At 53.4% G+C, this 15,930-nt stretch carries 16 protein-coding genes and 2 tRNA genes; 8 read left to right on the top strand and 10 right to left on the bottom strand.

Going from position 1 to position 15,930, the window contains the following annotated elements:
* The first annotated feature begins 365 nt into the window (after window positions 1-365).
* Genes csgD through csgG form a run of 4 tightly spaced genes read left to right on the top strand, consistent with a single transcriptional unit; the run spans window position 366 to window position 2,707 of the window.
* A complete protein-coding gene (csgD, locus tag INF68_RS15915) occupies window positions 366-1,016 on the top strand; it encodes a biofilm master transcriptional regulator CsgD (RefSeq protein ID WP_021240790.1) in 651 nt (216 codons plus the stop codon).
* 4 nt (window positions 1,017-1,020) lie between these two features.
* Window positions 1,021-1,410: a curli production assembly/transport protein CsgE gene (gene csgE / locus INF68_RS15920; protein WP_023311107.1), complete on the top strand. Its 390-nt coding sequence runs from the start codon at window positions 1,021-1,023 to the stop codon at window positions 1,408-1,410.
* Between the two features lie 23 nt (window positions 1,411-1,433).
* Window positions 1,434-1,847 carry a curli production assembly/transport protein CsgF gene (gene csgF, locus INF68_RS15925; RefSeq protein ID WP_109844491.1) on the top strand — a complete coding sequence of 138 codons (414 nt, stop codon included), beginning with the start codon at window positions 1,434-1,436 and terminating at the stop codon, window positions 1,845-1,847.
* 26 nt (window positions 1,848-1,873) lie between these two features.
* Window positions 1,874-2,707 (top strand): curli production assembly/transport protein CsgG, encoded by an 834-nt coding sequence (csgG, locus tag INF68_RS15930; protein ID WP_024908984.1) that lies wholly within the window; start codon window positions 1,874-1,876, stop codon window positions 2,705-2,707.
* A gap of 43 nt (window positions 2,708-2,750) precedes the next feature.
* Here csgG and INF68_RS15935 read toward each other — a convergent pair whose 3' ends face one another.
* The 4 genes from INF68_RS15935 to ghrA form a co-directional block, all read right to left on the bottom strand.
* Window positions 2,751-3,233, bottom strand: coding sequence for a DUF1097 domain-containing protein (locus tag INF68_RS15935; protein ID WP_126786224.1), 483 nt, complete (start codon window positions 3,231-3,233; stop codon window positions 2,751-2,753).
* A gap of 96 nt (window positions 3,234-3,329) precedes the next feature.
* Window positions 3,330-3,884, bottom strand: coding sequence for a molecular chaperone (locus INF68_RS15940; RefSeq protein WP_047174858.1), 555 nt, complete (start codon window positions 3,882-3,884; stop codon window positions 3,330-3,332).
* A gap of 21 nt (window positions 3,885-3,905) precedes the next feature.
* Entirely contained in the window at window positions 3,906-4,643 is a 738-nt protein-coding gene (locus INF68_RS15945) for a phosphatase (RefSeq protein WP_047174857.1), read from the bottom strand.
* An 84-nt stretch (window positions 4,644-4,727) separates the two neighbouring features.
* Window positions 4,728-5,666 (bottom strand): glyoxylate/hydroxypyruvate reductase GhrA, encoded by a 939-nt coding sequence (gene ghrA, locus INF68_RS15950; RefSeq protein ID WP_126787218.1) that lies wholly within the window; start codon window positions 5,664-5,666, stop codon window positions 4,728-4,730.
* Window positions 5,667-5,898: 232 nt separating this feature from the next.
* Here ghrA and INF68_RS15955 point away from each other — a divergent pair.
* Window positions 5,899-5,986: transfer RNA gene (locus tag INF68_RS15955), tRNA-Ser, on the top strand.
* Window positions 5,987-6,227: 241 nt separating this feature from the next.
* Here INF68_RS15955 and INF68_RS15960 read toward each other — a convergent pair.
* Entirely contained in the window at window positions 6,228-7,133 is a 906-nt protein-coding gene (locus INF68_RS15960; protein WP_126787219.1) for a LysR family transcriptional regulator, read from the bottom strand.
* A 109-nt stretch (window positions 7,134-7,242) separates the two neighbouring features.
* Here INF68_RS15960 and INF68_RS15965 point away from each other — a divergent pair, with 109 nt between their 5' ends.
* The 3 genes from INF68_RS15965 (at window position 7,243) to INF68_RS15975 (ending at window position 9,036) form a co-directional block, all read left to right on the top strand.
* Entirely contained in the window at window positions 7,243-8,103 is an 861-nt protein-coding gene (locus tag INF68_RS15965; protein WP_193525358.1) for a pirin family protein, read from the top strand.
* Between the two features lie 20 nt (window positions 8,104-8,123).
* Window positions 8,124-8,801, top strand: coding sequence for an isochorismatase family protein (locus INF68_RS15970; protein ID WP_126787221.1), 678 nt, complete (start codon window positions 8,124-8,126; stop codon window positions 8,799-8,801).
* A 147-nt stretch (window positions 8,802-8,948) separates the two neighbouring features.
* Window positions 8,949-9,036, top strand: a tRNA-Ser gene (locus tag INF68_RS15975).
* A gap of 240 nt (window positions 9,037-9,276) precedes the next feature.
* On the opposite strand, the gene INF68_RS15980 is transcribed toward INF68_RS15975, so the two are convergent.
* The 5 genes from INF68_RS15980 to efeU form a co-directional block, all read right to left on the bottom strand.
* Window positions 9,277-10,782, bottom strand: a complete 1,506-nt coding sequence (locus INF68_RS15980) for a sodium:alanine symporter family protein (RefSeq protein ID WP_126787222.1) — start codon at window positions 10,780-10,782, stop codon at window positions 9,277-9,279.
* 393 nt (window positions 10,783-11,175) lie between these two features.
* Window positions 11,176-11,967 carry a phosphate starvation-inducible protein PhoH gene (gene phoH / locus INF68_RS15985; RefSeq protein ID WP_029740192.1) on the bottom strand — a complete coding sequence of 264 codons (792 nt, stop codon included), beginning with the start codon at window positions 11,965-11,967 and terminating at the stop codon, window positions 11,176-11,178.
* Window positions 11,968-12,467: 500 nt separating this feature from the next.
* Window positions 12,468-13,751, bottom strand: coding sequence for an iron uptake transporter deferrochelatase/peroxidase subunit (efeB, locus tag INF68_RS15990; protein WP_126787223.1), 1,284 nt, complete (start codon window positions 13,749-13,751; stop codon window positions 12,468-12,470).
* 5 nt (window positions 13,752-13,756) lie between these two features.
* Window positions 13,757-14,884 (bottom strand): iron uptake system protein EfeO, encoded by a 1,128-nt coding sequence (gene efeO, locus INF68_RS15995; RefSeq protein ID WP_045401811.1) that lies wholly within the window; start codon window positions 14,882-14,884, stop codon window positions 13,757-13,759.
* Window positions 14,885-14,924: 40 nt separating this feature from the next.
* Window positions 14,925-15,758, bottom strand: coding sequence for an iron uptake transporter permease EfeU (efeU, locus tag INF68_RS16000; RefSeq protein ID WP_023311093.1), 834 nt, complete (start codon window positions 15,756-15,758; stop codon window positions 14,925-14,927).
* Window positions 15,759-15,930 lie beyond the last annotated feature (172 nt).

Genomic DNA, 15,930 nt, shown 5'->3' on the forward strand with positions numbered 1-15,930 from the left:
GTTATCGCTTGACAAAAATAAAAAATAATTTTAAAAATCAAGCCATTAAAAATATTTGTATGATTTTTAAAATCTGTGCACCTCTATTTATGTGTACAACTTTCTCATCAATTATTGCCATTCCAAACAACCTAATTTCACAAATTAATATTGATTTTTACATCCTGTTACATGTTTAACACTTGCTTTAAACTTCGTAAAAGCTAGATTGAAATTAGATGTACGAAATTGGTTTTATATTTACCTCCCTGTGGAGGTTATGGTCTGATTCTACACACAGCAGTGCAACATCTGTCAGTACTTCTGGTGTCCTCTTTTAAACAGGAGGACAGCTGCCAGGTGCCAAAAAAAAGTGGGGTTTCATCATGTATAATGAAGTCCATAGTTTACATGGTCATACATTACTGTTGATCACAAAACCTTCTTTGCAAGCGACAGCTTTATTACAACATTTAAAGCAATCATTATCACTGAACGGGAAATTGCATAATATTCAACGTTCTTTTGATGATATTGCACCTGGCAGCATCATTCTTTTCGATATGATGGAAGCTGATAAAAAGCTTATCCATTACTGGCAAGATATTTTAAGCAGGAAAAACAATAATATCCGCGTGCTATTGTTGAATACGCCTGATGAATATCCTTTCAGAGATATTGAAAGCTGGCCGCATATCAATGGCGTGTTCTACGTCACGGAAGAAGAAGACCGGGTGGTAGAGGGGCTGCAAGGTATATTGCGCGGAGAGTGTTATTTTTCGCAAAAGCTTGCCAGCTATCTCATCACGCACTCCGGAAATTATCGCTATAACAGCTCAGAGTCAGCCCTGCTCACGCACCGTGAGAAAGAGATCCTGAACAAGTTACGCATTGGTGCTTCAAATATTGAAATCGCCCGTTCGTTATTTATCAGCGAAAATACGGTAAAGACGCACCTTTATAATCTTTTCAAGAAGATAGCTGTTAAAAACCGAACTCAGGCTGTTTCGTGGGCAAACGATAACCTCAGGCGTTAATCACATGAAGCGCACGTTGAGTTGGATCGCCGCAGCGAGTTTCCTGCTCGCTGCCGGGAATCTAAGGGCCGTCGAGGTCGAAGTTCCCGGATTGTTAACAGACCACACTGTCTCATCAGTAGGGCACACTTTTTACCGTGCCTTCAGTGACAAATGGGACAGTACCTATACGGGTAATATAACAATCAACGAGCGGCCCAGTGCACGATGGGGAAGTTGGATAACAATAACGGCTAATCAGAACGTTATTTATCAAACGTTTTTATTCCCGACCAAAATAGACTTCGATAAAAACGTCGTCTTAGCACTGGAACAATCAGAAGACGCTATTAATCGCCTGCAAATAGATAAAGCCCTATTAAGCACCAGCGATTTAGCAAAAGACGAGTTCTAGCGAACCGATATGCGGAGGCTGTCATGCGTATTGCATATGCAGTTGTTTCGATAATGCTGATATCACCCATCAGCTGGGCCGGAAATATGACGTTTCAGTTCCGTAACCCTAACTTTGGCGGTAACCCTAATAACGGCGCGTTCCTGCTGAACGAAGCCCAGGCGCAAAACTCCTATAAGGATCCGAGCTTAAAGGATTTTAGCATTGATACCCCGTCCGCACTGGACAACTTCACTCAGGCTATCCAGTCGCAGATTTTAGGTGGGTTATTGACCAACATTAATACCGGTAAACCCGGCCGGATGGTGACCAACGACTTTATCGTTGATATCGCCAACACGGACGGACAGCTTCAGTTGAACGTAACCGATCGTAAAACCGGAAGAATTTCCACCATTCAGGTTTCCGGTCTACAAAGTAATTCAACTGACTTTTAAACAATAGCTAAATAAGGACAACGATCATGCAGCGCTTCCTGATATTTGTTGCAGTGTGCTTATTGAGCGGTTGTTTAACTGCTCCACCTAAAGAAGCTGCAAAACCTACATTAATGCCTCGGGCCCAGAGTTATCGTGATTTAACGCATTTACCAGCTCCAACGGGGAAAATATTTGTCTCCGTATACAACATTCAGGATGAAACCGGGCAATTTAAACCTTACCCGGCAAGTAACTTCTCCACGGCCGTGCCGCAAAGCGCCACCGCGATGCTGGTTACCGCGCTCAAGGATTCGCACTGGTTTATTCCGCTGGAACGTCAGGGTCTCCAGAACCTGTTGAATGAACGGAAAATCATTCGCGCCGCACAGGAAAATGGTACCGTCGCGGCCAATAACCGAACGCCTCTGGAATCTCTGGCAGCAGCGAACGTGATGATTGAAGGATCGATTATTGGCTACGAAAGTAACGTTAAATCAGGTGGTGCGGGAGCACGTTACTTCGGTATCGGTGCGGATACCCAGTATCAGCTCGACCAAATCGCCGTTAACCTGCGTGTGGTTAACGTCAGTACAGGCGAAGTGCTCTCTTCAGTGAACACCAGCAAAACCATTCTGTCTTATGAAGTTCAGGCTGGGGTATTCCGCTTCATCGATTACCAGCGTTTGCTGGAAGGTGAAATCGGCTACACCTCTAACGAACCGGTCATGATGTGTCTGATGTCAGCCATTGAAACCGGCGTGATCTACTTAATTAACGACGGTATAGATCGCGGGCTGTGGGATCTGCAAAACAAAGCAGACGTGCAGAACCCGATTCTGGTGAAATACCGCGATATGTCAGTCCCTCCGGAATCCTGACAGGAAGCGCATAAAAAAGGCGAGATGATTATCTCGCCTTTTTTTATTCGCTCACCGCAGTGATGTTTTGCGCTTTTCCCCGTCGCGACGCCAGCCAAAGACCGCTGTTTTTCATGGCATAGCCAAACAGCAACCCCAGCGCCAGGGAGGGTACCACCAGCTTCCAGTCCCCCTGCCCTGCAAAGGTCGCGCACGCCCCCATAAAGGTCCCCGGCACAAATGAAAGCAGCAGATGCTTAGCCTGGATGCACATTAAAAAGGCGACGACACCCGTCATGACGTATCCCAGGATTTCCAGATGCGGCGCCAGCGCGCTGCCCTTCATGATCACCAGCGCCCAGATAACACCGCTCATCAGCGTGCAGCCAGAGATAAAGAGCCCTTTGACGCCCCCCTGCGGACAGGCGAAATAGGCGGTACAGCCGAGGAACCCGGCCCAGCTGAGCAATCCGAGAGACACGGCAACCCATCCCCAGAGTCCGGAGAGAATACCTGTCGTTATTGCGATACAAAGTAATATGTTCATGGCGCGCATCTTAGCAGAAGCGCACCATATAAATGCGATCAGCAGCACATTACGTGCGAGTTGGAATGTTGAGTTGCAGAATTTATGTGATCTGAATCACTCTTCGTTTTCTTCTTCCAGCTCATCCCACATTGCCGCGATAGCGTCGCGGGTCAGCGGGGCCAGCGTTCTCCAGAATGGCGAGGCGGCATGCGCTTCGACTTTACCCAGGAATGTCCCGACCCACGGCAGCAGGTACGTTTCGAACAGGGTTTCAATGGCGTCGTTCTCATCATCACCAGCATTGTCTTCGATCCAGGACGCCGCCAGCAGCAGCGTACCGATATGATCGGCAGGCGTATCGCTCAGCGGCATACCGCGCGTGGAGAGGAACGCGCGGACTTCCGCTTCCGTTGCCCCTTCCTGCCAGGCTGAACGGTATGGCGAAACGCGGCACTCATCGCCGACGAACAACGCATTGTAGTCCGTCGCGATCTGCTGCATGTCGCAGCTTTTTTGCAGACGTTCCAGTAAATCATCCTGTTCCAGCGGCCAGTTCTGCGCCAGTTTGCCTTCACGAATTAACGTAAAGAGCGGAACCAACAGCGGGTCTTGCGGCTGGCGATAATAGAGCGTACCCAGCACGCGGCAGAGGATGGAAAACTCGTTCATTTTTATGATTCCATTACACAATTAAAGATCGGCAAATTCGGCAATCGGCTCCATTCCGCGCGACTCGAGGAAATCGAGCATGCGGCGTGGGGTCACGTTCAGGATTTGCGCTTCCGGGAAGTTAACATCATTCAGCACTTTCAGGCACTCGCTGAAATCACCCAGCGTAAACGCGGTATGAGAATCTGATCCCAGCGCCACCATGCCACCCGCGTCACGCACGGCGGCCGCCACGTCGCGGCAGTTGGCTTCGCTGCCCTTACGCGAGTGAACAAAGGAGGAGTTATTAATCTCCAGCGCCACGCGGTGCTTCGCTGCCGCCTGCGCGACAGCCTGAATATCAATCGGATACTTCGGGTTACCGGGATGGCTGATAATGTGCACATTGCCGCTGGCAATGGTGGCAATCATCGCCGCGGTGTTGGTGTCTTTATCCTGGGGAGGGAAAACCGGCTCATGGAAGCCGGCGAGGATAAGGTCAAGAGACGTCAGCATCGGGCCGGTGCAGTCGATCTCACCGTCGGTATTTTTGATGTTCGCTTCAATGCCGCGCAGTATCCCAATACCGTCCACCAGGCGTGGCCAGATCCGCATATTCACAAAATGCCAGTAGTGCGGCGCATCCGCCATATCCGGGCCATGATCGGTGATCGCGAACAGCTTGATGCCTTTAAGCTTCGCCTGGGCGATATAATCATGGAGGTTGCTATACGCGTGGGTGCTGGCGACGGTGTGCATATGCAGGTCAACGGGATACATCTCTCTCTCCTCTGCGGTTTTTCCAAAGGATAGCAGTTATCAGCGGCGAATATTAGCAAAAACCCGGCAAACGCCGGGTTTCTCTCAGTAGCCGCGCTGTCTGTCGACCTGTCCGGTGACCGCGTTACCCTTTTCCATTTCGCTGATGGTATGGGATATATACGCCACCGCTTCAGCCGGGCGCGTCACGGCAGCCACGTGCGGGGTCATCGCGACGCGCGGGTGCGCCCACAGCGGGCTTTCCGCGGGCAACGGCTCACGGCTATAGACATCCAGCATGGCGCCTTTGAGCTTTCCGCTGTCCAGCGCCTTCAGCAGATCGCCTTCCACGACATGCACCCCGCGCGCCAGGTTCATCAGGTAGCTCTGATCGACGAGCTGATTGAGCAGGGCTTCATTGATGATCCCTACCGTTTCCGCCGTGTTTGGCAGCAGGTTAATAAGCACGCGCGTGCCTTGCAGAAAGGCCGGAAGCTCATCCGTTCCGGCAAAACTCTCAACGCCCGGATAATCCTTGCGGCTGCGGCTCCAGCAGCGCAGCGGGAATCCCCAAGGGGCAAGCGCTTCGGCCACTTTTGAGCCCAGCACGCCCGCACCGAGGATGCCGATCGTAAAGTCTTCGCGACGGTAATCCGTAAGCGGTTCCCAGTGGGCCTGCTGTTTAAATAGCTGATAGTCATCGAAGCGACGGAACCAGTGCAGTACCTGGCTCACGGCATACTCCTGCATCTGCTGGCCCATACCGGTATCTTCCAGGCGGAAAAGGGGGACGTCTTCCGGCAGCATTTCAGGATGTGCCTTCAGTTTGCTCAGAATGGAATCCACGCCGGCTCCCAGGGCAAAAACGGCCTTCAGCTTGCGGCCCTGGAGCATTTCTACCGGAGGATGCCAGACCAGCGCATAGTCAGCATGTTCATTATCGCCACGCTTCCACTCGCGAACGCGTGCACCGGGTAACGCCGCCGAAAGCGCCTTGATCCAGTATGCCGTATCAAACGTGGGGTGATAGAAAAGTATATCCATAGTCATTCCTGCCTTTTATTGCGCTGATTTATTTTGCTTTTTCACTGGATTGTCAGCATAACAAATTTATAGCGCGACTGTGCTGCTGATAAAAAAGACGCTTTCAGCACATTTAAGAATCATGTTGCCTGAAGTTTGTCTAAACGCGCTAAATTACTGAAAAAGTGAGTTGACGGCAGTTCGGCTTTTCCTTACATTAGCGCCCGTCCCGTCAACAACGGGATGACAATATGGTGAGGTGTCCGAGTGGCTGAAGGAGCACGCCTGGAAAGTGTGTATACGGCAACGTATCGGGGGTTCGAATCCCCCCCTCACCGCCATATTTGAAGAAGAGCTCGCATGAAAATGCGGGCTTTTTTTTCGCATATTGCATGCTTGCGGGGGATGAGAACCCCCGACCGGGGTTCGACAACTGGCGACAGCCAGTTGGACAGACTGAGAGCGCAGCGAACAGGCTGCCCGTAGGGCGAGCGAAGCGATTCAATCCCCCCCGGTGCTACATGCAGCTTGGTACGGCCTGAGCCCCTCATCCAGCCCCTCTCCCCAGGGGAGAGGGAAGTTTTACTCTTCAACCATCCGCGCATACTCTTCGGTCAGAAAATCCACCAGCGTCCTGACGGACGGCAGCAGGCCGCGCCGCGAAGGATAAACCGCGTGAATCACTTCCCGTCGGGGTTCCCATGCGTCGAGCACCCGTACCAGTTCCCCTGACGCCAGCTGGTCCTTGACCATTAAAACCGGCAGCTGCACCACGCCGATGCCGGCCATGGCAGCTTCACGTAGCGCCAGCATATCGGTGGTAATCAATCGGGGGTGGTAATGAATCTCCGCTTTGGCACCTCCGGTACCTGACAGCGCCCATTTATGAATCTGTTTCCCCTCGTTCATGCTTAACCCGGGCCAGGCACTGAGTTCAGATGGCACAACGGGTTCGCCCATGCGTTGAATTAAGGCCGGACAGGCGACCAGACAATGCCCCCTGTCAGCCAGCACCCTTAATACCAGGTCGCTGTCATCAAACGGACGCGGGCGTACGCGGATAGCGATATCAACCCCCTCTCCCACCAGGTCTACCCGCCGGTTGGTCGCCTCAAGCTGAAGATTGATCCCGGGGTAGCGCGCCATAAATCTGGCCAGCATCGGACCCACGTGGACATGCAACAGAGTTATCGGGCACGTAATTCTGACAACACCGCGCGGTTCAGCCTGCAGTGCCGCAACGGCTTCCTCCGCGGCCTCGGCCTCCACCATCATCGCTTTACAGTGCTGGTAGAAGGTCTGCCCGACCTCGGTCACCGTAAACTGTCGGGTTGTTCGGTGGATAAGCCGCACGCCAAGGCGTTCTTCCAGCTGCGCTATCCGGCGGCTTAGCCTGGACTTTGGCAGATCAAGCGCCCTTCCCGCCGCGGCGAAGCCACCGTAGTCCACCACCTTCACAAACCAGACGAAATCATTGAGATCCTGCATAAATCCTCATCGTTCCATTTTCAGAACAGTGAATGCCATTTTCACTATCTACCGGGATATTAACTCTGAATATAAGCTAATTACATCAACAGAACATCAGGAGTTAATCATGAAAAACGTAACAGGCGTTTATACCGCTCCCCGCCAGCACTGGGTTGGCGATGGTTTCCCGGTCCGTTCAATGTTCTCCTATCAGACGCACGGCGAGCCGCTAAGCCCGTTCCTGCTGCTGGACTACGCGGGCCCGTACACCTTTCCGGCTGATGGGGCGAAACGCGGCGTAGGCCAGCACCCTCACCGGGGTTTTGAAACGGTCACCATCGTCTATTCCGGTGAAGTGGAGCATCGCGACTCCACGGGCAAAGGCGGCGTCATTGGCCTCGGCGACGTGCAGTGGATGACGGCAGGGGCAGGCATTTTGCACGAGGAGTTCCACTCCAGCGCGTTCTCGCAGAAAGGCGGAGAACTAAAAATGATGCAGCTTTGGGTCAACCTGCCGGCCAAAGACAAGCTGGCGGCACCGGGCTACCAGAGCATTACGAAGGATGCGATCCCGGCCGTGACGCTACCGGACAACAGCGGTTCGTTGCGGGTTATTGCCGGTCGCTACGAGGCTGTAACCGGCCCGGCGCACACCTTCTCACCGCTCAACGTCTGGGATATTGCGCTGAACCAGGGAAACCACCTGACGCTCAATCAGCCCGAAGGCTGGAGCACCGCGCTGGTCGTGCTTGAAGGCAACATCACGGTGAACGGCACAACGCAGGCGGGTGAAGCTCAGCTGGTCGTATTGAGCCAGGAAGGCGACAAACTGCACCTGGAGGCAAACAGCGATGCCAAAGTGCTGCTGATGGCCGGCGAGCCGCTGAATGAACCCATCGTGGGCTATGGCCCGTTTGTGATGAACAGTAAAAGCGAAATCAACGAAGCCATTCGTGATTTTAACTCCGGCCGCTTCGGCCAGATCTGAACGTAATAAAGGAAAAGATAATGTCTACGCCTGCGAATTTTAATGGCACACGTCCGGTTATTGATGTGAACGATGCGGTGATGTTGCTTATCGATCACCAGAGCGGTCTGTTCCAGACCGTTGGGGATATGCCAATGCCGGAACTGCGCGCCCGTGCGGCTGCGCTGGCAAAAATCGCTACCCTGGCGAAGATCCCGGTGATCACCACCGCGTCCGTTCCGCAGGGACCGAACGGACCGCTTATCCCGGAGATCCACGCCAACGCGCCGCATGCGCAGTATGTTGCCCGTAAAGGCGAGATCAACGCCTGGGATAACCCGGAGTTTGTAGCGGCGGTGAAAGCGACAGGGCGTAAGACGTTGATTATCGCGGGCACAATCACCAGCGTCTGCATGGCTTTCCCGTCAATCAGCGCGGTGGCGGACGGTTATAAAGTGTTTGCGGTGATTGATGCCTCCGGTACCTACAGCAAAATGGCGCAGGAGATCACCCTGGCGCGCGTGGTGCAGGCCGGCGTGGTCCCGATGGATACGGCGGCGGTGGCCTCCGAGATCCAGCGAACCTGGAACCGTGAGGACGCGGCTGAGTGGGCTGAGGTGTATACCCACATCTTCCCGGCTTACCGGCTGTTGATCGAAAGCTACGACAAAGCACAGGAAGTGGTTAAAAACAGCGAAGTGCTCGATTCACAGCGTTAATCCTCTACTCCACGACGTAAAAACCGTGGAGCTGATTAATGCTTAACCGAACAGGCACTAAAGCTGAAAATCTGCTTGACCGTGTTAGCGCAACTCCCTATAGTAGCGCCCCGTTGCCCCCCAAGCGGTCAGGCAGCAAAACAATATGGTGAGGTGTCCGAGTGGCTGAAGGAGCACGCCTGGAAAGTGTGTATACGGCAACGTATCGGGGGTTCGAATCCCCCCCTCACCGCCATATTTAAGATAAGAGCTCGTACGAAAGTACGGGCTTTTTTCTTTTATATTCTCCGAAAAGGGGGGATGAGAACCCCCGACCGGGGTTCGACAACTGGCGACAGCCAGTTGGACAGACTGAGAGCGCAGCGAACAGGCTGCCCGTAGGGCGAGCGAAGCGAGTCAATCCCCCCCGGTGCGGACTGAGCCGCCTCACAAAAAAAAAGCCCGAACTAATGCCCGGGCTTTTTTATTCGATTCCTCAGCTATTCAACTTTGCTGCCGGCTGCTTTCTTTCAAGCGATGAAACCTGTTCAGGCTGAACACCATCCTCATCCTTACGCCCATCAAGCCAGTAATCCGCATTTTTAATTCCCAGCCGAACCGGGTCAAACTGTGGATCCAGCCCCTGCGCATTCTGGATTTCATAATCCTTAAGGCTGGCAAACGCTTTTTTATGCAACAGAACAATGGCAATAATGTTGAGCCACGCCATCAGCCCTACCCCGATATCCCCCAGCCCCCATGCCAGATCCGCGGTGCGAACCGTGCCATATACTGTGGAGGCCATCAGGCATAGCTTGAGCAGGAATGTCAGCCATGGACGGTGAATTTTACGGTTAATGAAGGCGATATTAGTTTCGGCAATATAGTAGTAGGCAATAATCGTCGTGAAGGCAAAGAAGAACAGCGCAATGGCAACAAAGTAATTACCAAAGCCTGGCATCATACTTTCCATCGCCGTCTGCACATAGCCAGGACCCGCGGCCACGCCAGCAATCCCGGTATAAAGCGCTGCGCCGTCGACGCCCTGGACGTTATACAGCCCGGTGATCAGCAGCATAAACCCGGTCGCGGAGCAGACAAACAGCGTGTCGATGTAGACCGAGAACGCCTGAACCAGCCCCTGCTTCACAGGGTGGCTCACCGCCGCCGCCGATGACGCGTGCGGCCCGGTCCCCTGCGCGGCCTCGTTGGAATAGACGCCGCGCTTAACGCCCCACATGATGGCCTGACCCAGGATGGCACCGAAACCTGCTTCAAGGCCGAACGCACTTTTCCAGATCAGCAGAATAACCGAAGGGAGCTGGTTAATATTAATAGCGATAATCACGCAGGCGACAATAATATACCCCAGCGCCATAAATGGAACGACCATGCTGCTAAAGCTGGCGATCCTTTTCACACCGCCGAATATAATAAAACTTAACAGCACCGCAAGTAATGCTGCCGTAACGTTCGGACTCAGACCAAAAGCAATATCCAGGCTCGCCCCGATCGAGTTTGCCTGCACGCCCGGAAGTAATAATCCGCAGGAGAAAATAGTCACAATAGCAAATAACCATGCGTACCACTTAACGCCTAAACCTTTTTCAATATAAAAGGCAGGACCACCGCGATATTCGCCGTTAATTTTTTCTTTATAAACTTGTCCCAGGGTGGATTCGACAAATGCGGAGCTGGCACCTAAAAAAGCGACTATCCACATCCAGAAAAGCGCGCCCGGACCGCCAAAGGTAATTGCCGTCGCCACACCGGCGATATTCCCTGTCCCCACGCGGCCTGCCAGCGTCATCGTCAGCGCCTGAAACGACGATACGCCTGCATCGGTAGGACGCCCCTGGAACATCAGGGTAATCATATGTTTGATATGCCGTAATTGCAGGAAGCGACTACGCAGCGAGAAATAGAGGCCGACACCCAGACATAAAAATATTAACGCAGGGCTCCAGATTACACCATTAATAGCACCAACCAGTTCTTTCATGTATGACCCTCAGCGTGATGTTTCAGGGAAAAAGCTCCCCTGTTGTGTTTCTTCTTAGAATTTTGTTCGAACAAGTACGAAACATAGATAACTCACCTGAAGACACCAACTTAATTTTTACTTCATAGTAATGTTCTGTGACAACATTCACGTTTAATTTTTAATTAACAATTAGCGCGCTCATTATATTCACAGGTATCTTGTGGGTATTATCACTTCATATCACACTTCTGCAAAAAAGAATAAAAACGCCCACCCACTTAATAATCGGAATTATTGATTCAGCAATACGGTACTTAAATAAGGGGAATTTCTGCGGAGTATAAACGACGCTTCCCGGCATTACGCCGGGAAGACCTTACAGTAAAGAGGCAAAACGATAATGCTTTACCTTTAGTCGGAATAGACCTGCAGCGTGCGCTGACAGAGCGCTGAACGCACGCAGTCCTCTTTGGTGAAGCGTACCACCCCAATCATCTCATCTTCCTCAAAACGTGACATGGCGTCGCTCAGCCCGGATTTCACACCGGATGGCAGGTCACACTGGGTAATATCGCCGTTAACGATAACCGTCACGTTCTCCCCTAGGCGCGTTAAAAACATCTTCATTTGCGCAGCGGTCACGTTCTGAGCCTCGTCAAGAATGACGACCGCATTTTCAAATGTACGTCCGCGCATATAGGCGAACGGCGCGATTTCCACCTTGCCAATCTCTGGTCGCAGGCAGTACTGCATAAAGGATGCACCCAGTCGCTTCACCAGCACGTCATAGACGGGCCTGAAGTACGGAGCAAACTTCTCCGAAATATCTCCGGGCAGGAAGCCGAGATCTTCATCAGCCTGCAGTACAGGACGGGTAACAATAATGCGCTCCACGTCCTTATGAATCAGCGCTTCCGCCGCTTTGGCTGCACTAATCCAGGTTTTCCCGCATCCGGCTTCACCGGTTGCAAAGATGAGCTGTTTACTCTCGATAGCATTCAGGTAGTGCGCCTGAGCCTCATTGCGCGCCACAATTGGAGAATTATCACGGCTGTCTCGGGCCATGCCAATTGCTTCTACGCCACTCATCTGCACAAGCGAGGTGACCGATTCTTCTTCACGCTGTTTATGGCTACGTGAATCCCGTCTCAGCACACGTTTTGCTTCGCGACGAGCTTTGATCACTGCTTTTTGTCTTCCCATGGATAGCACCTTGAGTTGTTGGTATTCATCACACGCGCCAGCTTCGGCACGATTATGCGCACGAACATCAGAGGGTTGGCTTCCTTGTAAGCCATTGCTTGCTTTATCGGATAACGATACGGAACAGCTACGCGCACCGTTCTGCACGTCGGTCGAATCAGATTCTTGAGGAAGGGGGGAGAATTTAGTGGTGAGGAAATCGCTGCCGGAGTCTGAGCCTCCGCGCCGGGTGCTGCGGTTGTTATGTTTACCTTGTCCAGTACAGGACGCAACCATTCGCGATCTCCATAGTGATTCAGCATCACTGCCGGGAACTACCGCTGTCTTATCTTAAGTACATCAGGAGTTATCATAAATGCAACATTTATTTTACCTGAATGCAACTTTTAAGACTGTCCCTACAGGTGAAATCAGTCTCATATAGAAATATTACAGAAATATAACAGGAGGATAGTCATATGAAAAAATAATGTCCCCGCGAACGGTTGCGGGGATAATTATCAGGCTTCAATAAGACCTTGAGCGAGGTACGCGTTTCGATCGCGCACGCCCGGCAGGGCGAAGAAATAGCCGCCGCCGATAGGCTTAATGTACTCTTCCAGCGCTTCGCCGTTGAGCCGCTTCTGTACGGTCAGGAAGCCTTTTTCCAGATCGTGCTGATAGCAGACGAACAGCAGGCCCATATCAAGCTGGCCGGCGTTGGTCACGCCGAGCGAATAGCTGTAGCCACGACGCATCATCAGGCTGGACTGCGTCTCTTTGGTGCGCGGATTGGCCAGACGAATGTGGCTGTCCAGCGCGATGACGTCGCCATTCGGATCGCTCGCGTAGTCAGGCACATCATGCTCGTTCTTCATGCCGAGCGGCGCGCCGCTTTGCTTATCGCGACCAAAGATCGTCTGCTGCTCCTTGAGCGGCGTGCGGTCCCAGAACTCCACATGGAACTGGATAATCCGTATCGCCTGATAGCTGCCGCCCACCGCCCACGCCGGTTCGCCCTGATCCGCCGTCACCCATACCACGTCTTTCATCAACGCCGCATCGCTGCTGTCCGGGTTGGCCGTGCCGTCCTTAAAGCCCAGCAGGTTCACCGGGGTCTCTTTCCCTTTACTGCGGGCGGCGTGGTCCGAGATAAAACCCTCCCGCTTCCAGCGCACGCTCAGCAGATCCGGCGTGTGCTTGATGATATCGCGCAGGGCGTGGATCACCGTATCCTGGGTATTGGCACAAATCTGCAGGAGCAGGTCGCCATGACACAGCGCCGCGTCCAGGGAGTCATTCGGGAAACGCGTCATTTTCTGCAGCGCTTTCGGCTTCTGTTTTGCCAGCCCATAGCGCGCATCAAACAGCGACTCACCGAGCGAAACGGTAATGGTCAGGTTATCCGGGGCGATAAACGGCCCCAGAATGCCGGAGTCCATTGGCGGCAAACGCGGGTTCGGCGTATCGGGCGCCGGTCCGCCGGCGGTGAGAAACGCGATGCGCGTCGTCAGCAGGCGGAACAGGCGCTCCAGATCGGCTTTATCGCTGGCCAGCGAATCAAAGGCCACCAGCATCATGGACGCCTGCTGCGGCGTCAGGATGCCCGACTGATGTTCGCCATAAAACGGCTGCGTCTCCATGCGGGCATTGGGTGACAGCGTGCCGGGCGCGCTTTGCGGTTTCGCCGCATGCGCTACCGGACATCCGCCAGCCAGAGCAAGAGCGCCCCCCAGCGCCCCCACCCCTTTTAACAATCGACGACGTGAAGGCTCAACCACATCGTTCTCGCTATGCTTATTCATCGTGCTTAGTCCAGACCCAGTACGCCGCGCAGCAGAGAGAGATCTTCCGCCAGGGCGGTAATCGGGCCTTTCAGCGCGTTACGGTCGGCATCGGTCAGCTTGTCGTAGGTTTCAAACCCATCTTTGGTACGGTACTTCGCCAGAATGGTGTCGACTTTTTTGAAGTTGGCATCCACTTTGGCCAGCAGTTCGCCGTTCTCTTTCTGCAGCTGAGGACGCAGCAGGTTAACAATTTTCTGCGCACCGTCGACGTTGGCCTGGAAGTCCCACAGATCGGTATGGCTGTAGCGATCTTCTTCGCCGCTGATTTTGCTCGCGGCCACTTCTTCAATCAGGCCGGCCGCGCCGCCCACTACTTTTGACGGCGGGAAGGCCAGCTCGCTGATGCGCTTTTGCAGCTCCAGCACGTCGCCGTTCAGCTGCTCGGCGTACTTCTCCATCCCTTTGGTAGAGTTGTCGCCAAACAGGGCTTTTTCAAGACGGTGGAAACCGGTGAATTTCGGATCGGCGGCTTTCTGCTCGTAATCGTCTTCGCGGGCATCAATGCTGCCATCAAGGTCAGAGAACAGTTCGGCAATCGGCTCGATGCGCTCGTAGTGCTGACGGGTTGGCGCATAGAGGGATTTCGCTTTTTCGATGTCACCGGCCTTCACCGCATCGGTAAAGGCTTTGGTTGCCGCCGCCAGGTCCGCCGTCTCTTTCGTGACATAGGCTTTATACGCCGTAATCGCGTCGCCCAGGCTCAGCACCGCAGCGCCTTTCACCGCATCGGCCGTCGCTTCACCTTTGACGATCAGCTTCCCTTTAGGGTTGGTCAGCAGACCGCAGGTCATCTCATACTCGCCCGGCTGCAGGTTGGCGGTCATCTTCTGGCTGAAGCCAGGGGCGATATTTTCACGCTCCTCCACCACCAGAACGCCTTTCAGGATCTCCCACTCCAGCGCCTTCTGGCTGTGGTTCTGAATAATGAACTGGGTTTTGCCGCTGTTCACCGTGAGGGTCATCGGCTCACACTGCTTATCATTGACGGTGACTTTAACCTGAGGAACATCCGCGCCCCAGGCGGAGAATGCAGAAGCGAACAGCGCGGCAATGCCTGCGCATAACGCACTACGACGGAACTGAATTGCCATGACTCTTCCCTTTATAAGTATGTTGTAACTAAATCAAAGATTACGGCGCAACGCGCGACGCCTGCGTGCCGGTACGCGGCGGCATTGCGAACAGCACCAGCGCCGGAACCAGATAGATAAAGTACATCGCCACTTCGCTGACGCTCGGCGTTTCCTGATAGCCGAAGATACCTTCGAGCAGGGTGCCGGTCAGAGAATGGGTGGAGAGAACGTTGCTGAGATCGAACGCCACGTCCTGGAAGTGGTTCCACAGGCCCGCTTCATGGAAGGCGCGAATCGCCCCTGCCGCCAGCCCTGCCGCCACCAGCAGAATAAACAGGCTGGTCCACTTGAAGAAGGCGCCCAGGTTCAGGCGGATACCGCCCCAGTAGAGCAGGAAACCGAGCACCACGGCCGTGGCGAGGCCAAGCATGGCACCCAGCGGCGGCCAGATCCCCACATCCTGCTGAAACGCCGCCAGCAGGAAGAAAACAGACTCCAGGCCTTCACGCGCGACGGCGAAAAAGACCATCATAATGAGCGCCCAGCCGTGGTTATTGCCCTTTTGCAGCGCGTTATCCACCGCCTGCTCCAGCTGCACCTTCACGTTGCGCGAGACTTTACGCATCCAGAACACCATCCAGGTAAGGATCACCACCGCAATTACGGCGACGATCCCCTCAAACAGCTCCTGCTCTTTCTGCGGGAACTCCCCGGTGGTTTCGTTGATGAGGATACCGAGGCCCAGACAGAGCGCCGCGGCAAGGAATACCCCGACCCACATGACGCCAATCCAGCGTCCGCGCTGAGTTCGCTTCAGATAACTGGCGATGAGGCTCACGATGAGGGCAGCTTCGAGCCCTTCACGTAACATAATGAGAAATGGAACAAACATGCCGACACCTTAAATGTTTATCGCGGTCAACTGATGCAAAGAAAGGTAAATTCTTGTGATAGTGATTATCATTACGGCGAAAAGAAACACAAGCGAAATGTGTGGTGTTTTGATGACGAGTTGTAAACGCAAAGCCTGTTAATAGTTGCCGACGTTACCGTTAAGTTTATAA

This window comes from Enterobacter cloacae complex sp. P16RS2, from assembly GCF_014982155.1.
GTDB lineage: Bacteria > Pseudomonadota > Gammaproteobacteria > Enterobacterales > Enterobacteriaceae > Enterobacter > Enterobacter cloacae_M.

Excerpts from the sequence above, each read along its gene's own strand:
- csgD (WP_021240790.1), top strand. The coding sequence starts at position 366 with ATGTATAATGAAGTCCATAGTTTACATGGTCATACATTACTGTTGATC.
- csgE (WP_023311107.1), top strand. The coding sequence starts at position 1,021 with ATGAAGCGCACGTTGAGTTGGATCGCCGCAGCGAGTTTCCTGCTCGCT.
- csgF (WP_109844491.1), top strand. The coding sequence starts at position 1,434 with ATGCGTATTGCATATGCAGTTGTTTCGATAATGCTGATATCACCCATC.
- csgG (WP_024908984.1), top strand. The coding sequence starts at position 1,874 with ATGCAGCGCTTCCTGATATTTGTTGCAGTGTGCTTATTGAGCGGTTGT.
- INF68_RS15935 (WP_126786224.1), bottom strand. The coding sequence starts at position 3,233 with ATGAACATATTACTTTGTATCGCAATAACGACAGGTATTCTCTCCGGA.
- INF68_RS15940 (WP_047174858.1), bottom strand. The coding sequence starts at position 3,884 with ATGAACGAGTTTTCCATCCTCTGCCGCGTGCTGGGTACGCTCTATTAT.
- INF68_RS15945 (WP_047174857.1), bottom strand. The coding sequence starts at position 4,643 with ATGTATCCCGTTGACCTGCATATGCACACCGTCGCCAGCACCCACGCG.
- ghrA (WP_126787218.1), bottom strand. The coding sequence starts at position 5,666 with ATGGATATACTTTTCTATCACCCCACGTTTGATACGGCATACTGGATC.
- INF68_RS15960 (WP_126787219.1), bottom strand. The coding sequence starts at position 7,133 with ATGCAGGATCTCAATGATTTCGTCTGGTTTGTGAAGGTGGTGGACTAC.
- INF68_RS15965 (WP_193525358.1), top strand. The coding sequence starts at position 7,243 with ATGAAAAACGTAACAGGCGTTTATACCGCTCCCCGCCAGCACTGGGTT.
- INF68_RS15970 (WP_126787221.1), top strand. The coding sequence starts at position 8,124 with ATGTCTACGCCTGCGAATTTTAATGGCACACGTCCGGTTATTGATGTG.
- INF68_RS15980 (WP_126787222.1), bottom strand. The coding sequence starts at position 10,782 with ATGAAAGAACTGGTTGGTGCTATTAATGGTGTAATCTGGAGCCCTGCG.
- phoH (WP_029740192.1), bottom strand. The coding sequence starts at position 11,967 with ATGGGAAGACAAAAAGCAGTGATCAAAGCTCGTCGCGAAGCAAAACGT.
- efeB (WP_126787223.1), bottom strand. The coding sequence starts at position 13,751 with ATGAATAAGCATAGCGAGAACGATGTGGTTGAGCCTTCACGTCGTCGA.
- efeO (WP_045401811.1), bottom strand. The coding sequence starts at position 14,884 with ATGGCAATTCAGTTCCGTCGTAGTGCGTTATGCGCAGGCATTGCCGCG.
- efeU (WP_023311093.1), bottom strand. The coding sequence starts at position 15,758 with ATGTTTGTTCCATTTCTCATTATGTTACGTGAAGGGCTCGAAGCTGCC.